Origin of the sequence: Paraburkholderia sp. RL17-368-BIF-A, from assembly GCF_046054045.1 — a bacterium.
GTDB classification, from domain to species: Bacteria; Pseudomonadota; Gammaproteobacteria; order Burkholderiales; family Burkholderiaceae; genus Paraburkholderia; species Paraburkholderia graminis.
In genome coordinates this window covers 276,415-285,222 of the sequence record NZ_JARESN010000009.1, presented here as the reverse complement: position 1 = coordinate 285,222, position 8,808 = coordinate 276,415, and the positions used below count along the sequence as shown (strand labels likewise).

8 protein-coding genes are annotated in these 8,808 nt (G+C 64.1%); all 8 read right to left on the bottom strand.

The features are described from left to right. Positions 1-55: 55 nt before the first annotated feature. The gene (locus P0D87_RS18195; RefSeq protein WP_053860216.1) at positions 56-622 is read right to left on the bottom strand and encodes a phosphonate degradation HD-domain oxygenase; all 567 of its coding nucleotides are present in this window, start codon (positions 620-622) and stop codon (positions 56-58) included. Positions 623-626: 4 nt separating this feature from the next. Further along, a complete protein-coding gene (phnY, locus tag P0D87_RS18190) occupies positions 627-2,078 on the bottom strand; it encodes a phosphonoacetaldehyde dehydrogenase (RefSeq protein WP_053860215.1) in 1,452 nt (483 codons plus the stop codon). Continuing rightward, the gene (gene phnA, locus P0D87_RS18185) at positions 2,075-3,352 is read right to left on the bottom strand and encodes a phosphonoacetate hydrolase (protein ID WP_053860214.1); all 1,278 of its coding nucleotides are present in this window, start codon (positions 3,350-3,352) and stop codon (positions 2,075-2,077) included. The genes phnY and phnA overlap by 4 nt, the downstream gene beginning before the upstream one ends. Before the next feature lie 64 nt (positions 3,353-3,416). After that, positions 3,417-4,163, bottom strand: coding sequence for a phosphonate utilization associated transcriptional regulator (locus P0D87_RS18180; protein WP_053860845.1), 747 nt, complete (start codon positions 4,161-4,163; stop codon positions 3,417-3,419). A 94-nt stretch (positions 4,164-4,257) separates the two neighbouring features. Continuing rightward, the gene (gene phnV / locus P0D87_RS18175; RefSeq protein WP_006053231.1) at positions 4,258-5,121 is read right to left on the bottom strand and encodes a 2-aminoethylphosphonate ABC transport system, membrane component PhnV; all 864 of its coding nucleotides are present in this window, start codon (positions 5,119-5,121) and stop codon (positions 4,258-4,260) included. Then, complete coding sequence (locus tag P0D87_RS18170) at positions 5,111-6,070, bottom strand: 2-aminoethylphosphonate ABC transporter permease subunit (RefSeq protein ID WP_053860213.1); 960 nt, start codon at positions 6,068-6,070, stop codon at positions 5,111-5,113. Before P0D87_RS18170 ends, phnV begins: the two co-directional genes overlap by 11 nt. Continuing rightward, positions 6,048-7,148 carry a 2-aminoethylphosphonate ABC transport system ATP-binding subunit PhnT gene (phnT, locus tag P0D87_RS18165; RefSeq protein WP_053860844.1) on the bottom strand — a complete coding sequence of 367 codons (1,101 nt, stop codon included), beginning with the start codon at positions 7,146-7,148 and terminating at the stop codon, positions 6,048-6,050. Before phnT ends, P0D87_RS18170 begins: the two co-directional genes overlap by 23 nt. 101 nt (positions 7,149-7,249) lie before the next feature. Beyond that, entirely contained in the window at positions 7,250-8,338 is a 1,089-nt protein-coding gene (gene phnS, locus P0D87_RS18160) for a 2-aminoethylphosphonate ABC transporter substrate-binding protein (protein WP_029970318.1), read from the bottom strand. Positions 8,339-8,808 lie beyond the last annotated feature (470 nt).

Genomic DNA, 8,808 nt, shown 5'->3' with positions numbered 1-8,808 from the left:
CCACATAAGGAAATTGCTCGAGAACGGTCGTCACGAGCGATGAAAACCGGACCGTTCAAACTCCCGCAATCGCGCGCGTATGCATGACGCGCTCGACCACTGCGAGGTAGTGATCGATGCCCGGCGTCGCGCGATTTTCTTCTTTTGCGCGGTCGTCCCATTTACGCAGACGCAGCGCGTCCTGTGCGTACGGCTTCTCGAGAAACGCTTCGGCTTCGTCGCGGCTGAAGATCCCGCCTTGCAACTGCAGACTTCGCACCGAATCGGCGGAAAGCTGGTCGAAATACGCGTCGTCGATGGCGCAAAGGCAGCGCTTTGCGTCCACATGCAGGCGAATCGGCTCCAGTACCGCGTCCGGCAACACGGCCCGTAGGAACGGCAACGCGAAGTACTGATGCAGATCGTCGATGCCCCGCTCCGTCGGCGTCGCGCCTTGCAGATTGAGCAAATGCCCGAGGTCATGCAAAAACGCAGCGGCGACGAGTTCGTCGTTCGCGCCAGCCTCTTCCGCTAACACGCCGCTTTGCAATGCATGCTGGAGTTGCGTGACCGGTTCGCCGCTATAAGCGATGCCGCCATATTGCTCGAATAGCGAACGGATGTCGCTCACACTCAGTGCCACGCCGTCACTCCCACGGTAAAGAAAAAGTCTTCAGATTGGTAAAGCTCTTCATCGCTTCCTGAACGCCTTCCTTATAGCCGAGCCCCGAATCCTTGATTCCGCCGAACGGCGTCAACTCGATCCGATAGCCCGGCACTTCCCACACGTTGACCGTGCCCACCCGCAACTCGTTGATGAAACGCGTGATCGCGTCCTGTCGGTTCGTGCACACGCCCGACGACAAACCGAATCGCGTGCCGTTGCTGATGCGGATAGCGTCGTCGAGCGTGTCGAACGTGATGATCGGCGACACCGGCCCGAAGGTTTCCTCACGCACCACGCTCATTTCGGGCTCAACTCTGTCGAGCACCGTCGGCGAATACAGCGCGCCATTGCGCCGATTGCCGGCAAGCAAACGCGCGCCGCCCGCAATCGCCTCGTTCACGCGCGATTCGAAAAGCTGCGCCGCCGCGACGTCGATGACCGTGCCCATCTGATTGGCCGCATCGAATGGATCGCCGAAGCGCCAGGCCCGCGTCTTCTCGACGACCAGCTCGGCGAAATCCGCCGCGACGCGTTGTTGCACGAGCATCCGCTTGACCGCCGTGCAGCGTTGACCCGAGTTCTTGTACGAGCCCTGCACGGCGAGCGTCGCCGCGCGCTCGAGATCGGCGTCGTCGAGCACGATCAGCGGATCGTTGCCGCCCAACTCGAGCACGACACGCCGATACGCCGCCTTCGCCGCGATGTATTTGCCGATCGCCACGCCGCCCGTGAAGGTGACGAGTTCAGCCAGCGGATGCGTGATCAGTTCATCGGCGATTTCGCGCGGGTCGCCGGTCAGCACTTGCAACATCGGCGCGGGCAAACCGGCCTCGTACAGAATGTCGGCGAGATAAAGCGCCGACAACGGCACCTTCTCCGACGGCTTCACCACGACGCGATTATTCGTCGCGATTGCCGGCGCGATCTTATGCGCGACCTGGTTCATCGGATGGTTAAACGGCGTGATGGCGACGATCACGCCGGCGAGCGGCTCGCGCTGCGAAAACACGCGCCGCCGCTTGCCGTGCGGCGTCAGATCGCACGCGAAACTCTGCCCGTCGTCGCGCAATACTTCCATCGCGGCGAACTTGAACACGTCGGCGACGCGGCCAATTTCATATCGCGAGTCCTGCTTCGACAGACCCGATTCCAGCGAGATCAGATCCGACGCCTCTTCGGTTCTCCCGCGCAACAAAGCGGCCGCGCGCTCGAGAATCTGCGAGCGTTCATAGCGTGTGAGCTTCGGCTGATAAGCCGCGGCGTAGTTGAACGCGGCGCGCACATCGTCGACGCTTGCAAGCGCGGCCGTGCCCACGCGCGTACCCGTGTACGGATCGAACACGTCGAACGAGTGAGGACGCGCCGCGCGTTCGCCTTCGAGCCGCAGCGTTTCCGCCCGGAAGGCCGGATGGTCCCGCAGCGTCGTGTTCATGATGCCGACACGCGGTTCAATGCGACGTCGAAGATATCGAAGTTGCGCAGCCGCCGGCCACTGTCCGCGGTCGGCAATCCCTCTACGCGCCGATTGAAAAGCAGCGGCACTTCCTGTTCCGACAAGCCGCCATGCGAGCGCAACGGCACGGTCAATCCGGAAAGATCGTGCTCGTCGCGGCGCGTGCCGAGCACGACATGCTTCGTGCCGATCACAACAATGTCGCCGACGCGGTCGTTGGGCAACTCGAAGCGTTCGCACGCGGCGCGGTTATCGAGCACGAGTTCGACTCCCGCAAGGCCGCGAATACGCTCGATCACCTGCGCGGCGCTCACATCGCGTGGCAAATAGATTGTCGCGAACGAACCGAGCGCGCCGTGATGCACCACGTACGGGTCCGTGATCGGCAGAATCACGCGTGCCCTGCGAGCGCCGAGCCATTCGTCCAGCACGTCCTGCAGATAGATCACGTTCGGCTCGCCGGTTTGCGGATCGTGCTTCGCGTTCATGCCGTGATCGGCGGTCAGTCCGATCACCCAGCCGAGCGCGTCGAGTTGCGCGAGATAGCCGTCCATCATCGCGTAGAACGCGTTCGCGCCTTCGGTGCCCGGCGCGAATTTGTGCTGGATGTAATCGGTCGTGGACAGATACATCAGGTCGAGTGTGCGCGTTTGCGCGAGCCGCACGCCCGCCGCGAACACGAACTCCGACAGCGCCGCGCTGTACACGTTGGGCAGCGGCAAGCCGACCAGATCGAGCACTTCGTCGATGCCGTTTTCCGCGCGCGTCACCGTGTCCGCTTTTTCCGCCGAAAAGCAGATGCCGTTCAACTGCCAGCCCAGCAAGCGGCGCAACTTGTCTTTCGCGGTGACGACGGCGACCGCCGCGCCGGCTTCGCTCGCGGCAGCCAGCAACGTGCCGGCGCGCAGATAGGCCGGATCGTTCATCATCACTTCGGCGCCCGCACCATCGTTCGCGTCCGGGTCCCAGAAGTAATTGCCGCAGATGCCGTGCACCGAAGGCGGCACGCCGCACACGATCGACAGATTGTTCGGGTTGGTGAACGACGGGATCACGCAATCGCCCTTGAAGGCCGCGCCGCCCTTCAGCATCTTGCCGATGAACGGCGCAACGCCGGCCGCGACCGCCGCCTCGAGATAATCGAACTCACAGCCGTCGACGCACACCACGACCGTCGGCCGCGACGGCAGCCTGTAGCGGCGGCCGTTGACTTCGATCATCCGCCCAACCGTTTCTTCGTTCGTGCTTGCCATTGTTCCCGTCCCTGCGTGCCGCGCACGCGTGCTCGAGCCAATCGGTTATGACCACTTCATCGCTTCACTCGTCCGACGCCGGCGTAAATCGCGCCGCATCCAACTGGCCTGCCGCGGCACCGCCTTCCTCGCACGCCGCATGCGCGCGCTGCAAGCCGCCGTGCACATGAGCCTGCATCAGCGCCGCGGCACGCGCGGCGTCGCGTGAAGCCAGCGCGGTCAGAATCGCGCGATGCTCGGCCAGCGAGCGCTCCATCGCGTCGGCATGCACGACCAGCGCCGCGCGGCGAAAGAGACTCAGCTCGCTCACCAGCCTTCGATACGTCTCATACAGCTTCACATTGCCGGCCGCCGCCACGATCGCATCGTGAAACGCGACGTTGGCACGCGCATACGCGTCGGCGTCCTGCGTGTCGAGCGCGGCGCGCATCGCGTCGAGCCAGTCGCGCAGCACCGCGAGTTGTTGCGCGTCGATGCTCGCGGCCAGCATGCGGCACGCTGCCTCCTCGAGCACGGCGCGCACCGCGTAAATTTCGTCCGCTTCGGCGAGCGACACCGTCCGTACGAACACGCCGCGGTTCTTCTCGGTGCGCACGAGCCCCGCCTGCTCCAGCGCCCGAAACGCCTCGCGCACCGGCCCGCGCGACACGCGCAGACGCGCGGCCCACTCCGCTTCGTTGAGCTTGTCGCCCGGCGCAAGCTCGCCCTCGACGATGTGCCTTTCGATTTCGTCGCGGACCAGCGCCGTCAGCGAATGCCTGCGCACAACATCAATCGGATCGACAGAAGCAGTTTGCATATATTCGGTCATTTTGACAAATTTCGCCACATCGAAAACGACGTTTGCGCGACGGCGTCTCGTGAGCCAGACGCGCAACGCAAGCAGGGAAATCGTGAATGCGGGCTCAGTCGATCCGGCGACGCGGCACGCGCGCGGCAATGACGAGCAGCGCGGCAAGCGAAACGAGCAGCAAGATCAGCGACAGCGCCGACGCCGGCAAGTAATAACCACGCTCCACCTGACCGACGACCACGATCGGCACCGTCGCGAAGCCCGGCGGATAAACCGTGAGCGTCGCGCCCAGTTCGCCGAGCGACAACGCGAAGCCCAGCGCGAGACTCGCGCGGATCGCCGGCACGAGTTGCGGCAGCACGACGCGGCGCAGCACCATCGACGGAGGCGCGCCGAGGCTCGCGGCCGCTTCGCGCAGAACCGTCAATTCGGGGCGCAGCGCGGCGGCCGCGCATCGGTAGCAGAACGGCAGGACCAGCGCGAGTTGCACGAACACGACGATCGCCGCCGAACTCGACAAATCCACCGGCCGCTTGTGATACGCGATCAGCACCGCGAGCCCGAGCACGACGCTCGGCACGCCGTTGGGCATCATCGCGATGGTGTCGACGAAGGCGCCGAGGCCGCGCCGGTCGCGTCCTTCGAGCGCAAGCGCGAGCCAGAGCCCGAGAATCGTGCCGAGCACGGCGACGCCCATGCCGATTTCGAGGCTCGTCGTCAGCGCGTCGAAATCGCTCGACGAGAGCCGCTCGAACCAGCGCGTGCTGAAGCCGTCGGGCAGGATCGTGCCCGACCAGTGAGCCGCCACGCTCGATAGCGCGACCACGATCACCGGCAACACGAAAAGCCAGAAGCACAACAGCGCCGCAAAGCCGAGGAACAATCCGCCGAGCATTCTGACGACGAGACTGCGGCGCACCGGCCGCGCCTTCATATGCATGACCGGCAGCACGGTCGGATCGAGTTCATCGGCCATGACCCGCTCCTTTCACCTTGCGACGATTGACCTGGCGGTACAACGCGTACAGCGACAAAGACATGACGAGCATCACGACCGCGCCGGCGGCAGCCGTCGGCAGATCGAGATCGACGGTGGCCGAACTGTAGATCGCGACCGGCAACGTGATCAGATGCGCGCTGCCGAGCACGAGCAGAATGCCGAACTCGTTGAGCGTGAGCAGAAAGCACAGGATCGTGCCCGCCGCGATGCCCGGCCACGCGAGCGGCACGATCACCTTGAACGCGACCATCCAGCCGTTCGCGCCGAGACTGCGGGCGGCTTCGATCAGGCGCATGTCGAGCGTGGCGAACGAGGCCAGCGTCGGCCGCACGACGAACGGCGCGTAGAACACGACTTCCGCGAGAATCACGCCGCCCACGCCGAACAGAAAATCGAGCGGCGGCGCTTGCAGATGAAAGAGCCGTTGCAAGCCGATGCTCACCGAGCCCTGCGAGCCGTACAAAAAGATCAGCGTGAAGGCGACGAGGAACGACGGGAACGCGACGAACAGTTCGAGAAAACGCGTGACGAGGCGCGCGCCGGGAAACGGCTTGAAGAACAGCAGTGAGGCAAGCGCCACGCCAAGCAGCGACGCGAGTCCTGCGCTCGCGAACAGAATCCATAGCGTCGTGCCGATCACGCCGCGCGTTTCCGGATTGCCGAAGAATGCCGCGTACGCTTGCAGACCGAAGCCATGCGGCCCGCTCAAACTCAGCGCCACCAGCCGCACGAGCGGATAGATGACGAGCGGTCCGAGCACGACCACCGCGATGAACAGCAGATGCCATTGCGCCGCGCGCTGGCGGCGCTTCACCGCGGCGCGATGCGAAGCGGCGCTCGCGCTGCGGCGAGCGTCGGCGGCTGCGGAAGCCGACGCCGATGCGGTCAGCGAAGCCGGCGCCTCAGGGCTTGATAAGGACGACATCGTCAGCCTCATAACGCAGGGAAACACGCGCGCCTTTCTCCGGCATCATGCCGTGGCCGCGCTGCATCGTGACGAGCACCGGTTCGTTCGGCATTGCGTCGAGCATGACGGAAACCGACAACACCGCGCCATACCATTCCACCGACGCGATCGCGCCATGCAAGTGCCCTTCGCCGAGCGGCACGATGCGCAGCGCCTCGGGCCGCAGACAAGCGACGCGCTCACGCTCGTTATAGCGCGCGTCGTCCATGCTGAAAGCGACTTGCGGCGGCAGCAGATTGGCCGCGCCGAGATAGCGCGCGACGAACGCGTCGGCCGGCGCGTCGTATAACTGTTGCGGCGTGCCGAGTTGCGCGATGCGTCCGTCGCGCATCAGCAGCGTGCGGTCCGAGAGCACCAGCGCGTCGTCCTGATCGTGCGTCACGCAGACAATCGTCAGATGCGGCAGGCGCTCGTGCAGCGCCTTGAGTTCGGAGCGCACCGACGCGCGCAGGTTGGCGTCGAGGGCCGAAAGCGGCTCGTCGAGCAACAGCACGTCCGGCTCGATCACCAGCGCGCGGGCGAGTGCCACGCGCTGCTGCATGCCGCCCGAAAGCTGCGCGGGCATCACATGCCCGGCGTCGCCGAGTTGCACGAGCTTCAACGCATCGGCGACGCGACGCGTGATGTCTTTCGCCGATATGCGCCGCGCGCGCAAGCCGAACGCGACGTTCTCGAACACCGACAGATGCGGAAACAGCGCGTAGCTCTGGAACAGCAGCCCGAGATTGCGCTTATGCGGCGATACATGCGTGAGATCGTGACCGGCAACGGTCAGCGTGCCCGACAACCCGTCCGCCTCGATGAAACCGGCGATGAAGCGCAGCAGCGTGGTCTTGCCGCAGCCGCTGCGGCCGAGCACGGTCAGCAACTCGCCGCGCTGGATCGTCAGCGACAGATCGTCGAGCACGGTGCGCGAGCCGAAGCGCACCGTCAGATGGTCGATCTGCACGCCGCCGGGCGAGTCCAAACGCGCTGCGCCGAGGGCGTCCGGCGACGCGCCGAGCGCGCCTGGATCAGCAAGACTGGCGGTATTCACCGGGTTCATCCTCCAACAAGATTGATGCGCGTGCAGCGCCGTGGCGGCTCAAAAAGATCGCGCAGGCGCTGCATGTTCCAGATTTACTGCGTATTGCGAAGTTACTTCGGCTTGACGACTTCGATCTGCTTGCCCGACGAACCGACCACGTCGTTCTTCCAGCGCGCGGTCCAATCGGCTTTCTTCGCCATGACCTGATTCCAGTCCACCGGAATCAGCTTCACGCCCGCGATGGCCTGCTTGACCGTTTCGCCGTTCTTGCCGGCGAGCGGCACGTCGGTGCGGCCAGGAATGCCGAAGATGTCCGGCACTTTCGCTTGCACTTCCGTCGACATCAGATAGTCGATCAGCTTCTTGCCTTGCGCCTGGTTCGGACCGTTCTTGATCAGACCGATCGCGTAAGGCAACTGGAACGTGGTCGGCTGGCCGCCCGGCGCCGCCGCGAGAAACACCGGCTTGAGCGACAAGCCGCCGTTGGCCGCGTCGTCGAGATCCATTTGCAGATCGCCGTTCGCGAACGCGATTTCGTTACGCGAGAGCAGCACGTCCAGATAGCCCGTGCCCTTGGTGTGGAACTTGGCGCTTTGCTCGAGCTTCTTCAGATACTCGAACGCCTTGTCCTCGCCCATCAGCGACGACGTCAGGATGATCACGGCCATGCCGTCGCCGGCCGTCGCCGGATTCGAGTACGCGATCTTGCCGCTGTAGTCGGGATGCAGCAGATCGGCGAAAGTCTTCGGCGCGTTTTTCGTGACTTCAGGATTGATCGCGAACGAGAAGTAGTTGTTCACGAAGGTCGCCCACGCGCCATTGGATGCCTTCGCGATCGCCGGGACGTTCTTGTAGTTCGCGCTCTGATAAGCCTGCAGCAGACCGTTCTGGTCCGCTTGCTGGATGAACGGCGGCAAGGTCACGAGCACGTCGGCCTTCGGCTGATCTTTCTCGATGGTCGCGCGGTTCACCACTTCCCCGCTGCCCGCGGTGACGATGTTCACCTTCACGCCTTCCTTCTTTTCGAAGGCCGGCAGTACGTCCTTGTAGAGATTTTCGAGGCCGTCGGCGGTGTAGAGCACGACGGCGTCGGCCGCGTGCGCCTGTATCGCCGCGCCGCCGAACAACGTGGCGGCCAGCAGCGCCGGCAACAGCTTGCGTGCGAGGCCCGTGGCTTGAGAGGAATTGGTCTTTGTCATGTCGCTTCTCCGAAAGGCTTAAAACCAGACGGCCGGGAAAACCCGATACCTGTTGTGATTGAACGGCGCGTGGGCCGCGCCGTTTGCGCTTTTATCTGTTGCTTGCGTGCTGCTTGCATGTCCGCTGCGTGCTGCTCGCTTGCTGGTTGCTTGCTGTTAGCGTAACCGTTGCGTGCGTGTTGATTGCTCGTTTGCCTGCATGTTGCCCGCCGCCGGCGCCGCTGTCCCGTGTGGATTGCAGATTGCCGACAACCCGAACGCGTGATGTTTGCCCCGGCATACAGCTTCTTACGACCTTCGCGCTGCCTGCCGCGCCTGCATGGGCACGGCAAGGATCACAGGTTTCGATGACAACGCCATGACCATTCTGTCGAATTCCAAAAAACGACACAATTCGCCAATAATAGCCAAGCTGCAACGAAGTGCCAGGAGAACATGCCGGGAATTCCGACGTTGCCGCCGGATGCGTG

Coding starts and splice junctions, on each gene's coding strand:
- phnY (WP_053860215.1), bottom strand. CDS start 2,078: ATGAACACGACGCTGCGGGACCATCCGGCCTTCCGGGCGGAAACGCTG.
- phnA (WP_053860214.1), bottom strand. CDS start 3,352: ATGGCAAGCACGAACGAAGAAACGGTTGGGCGGATGATCGAAGTCAAC.
- P0D87_RS18180 (WP_053860845.1), bottom strand. CDS start 4,163: ATGACCGAATATATGCAAACTGCTTCTGTCGATCCGATTGATGTTGTG.
- phnV (WP_006053231.1), bottom strand. CDS start 5,121: ATGGCCGATGAACTCGATCCGACCGTGCTGCCGGTCATGCATATGAAG.
- P0D87_RS18170 (WP_053860213.1), bottom strand. CDS start 6,070: ATGTCGTCCTTATCAAGCCCTGAGGCGCCGGCTTCGCTGACCGCATCG.
- phnS (WP_029970318.1), bottom strand. CDS start 8,338: ATGACAAAGACCAATTCCTCTCAAGCCACGGGCCTCGCACGCAAGCTG.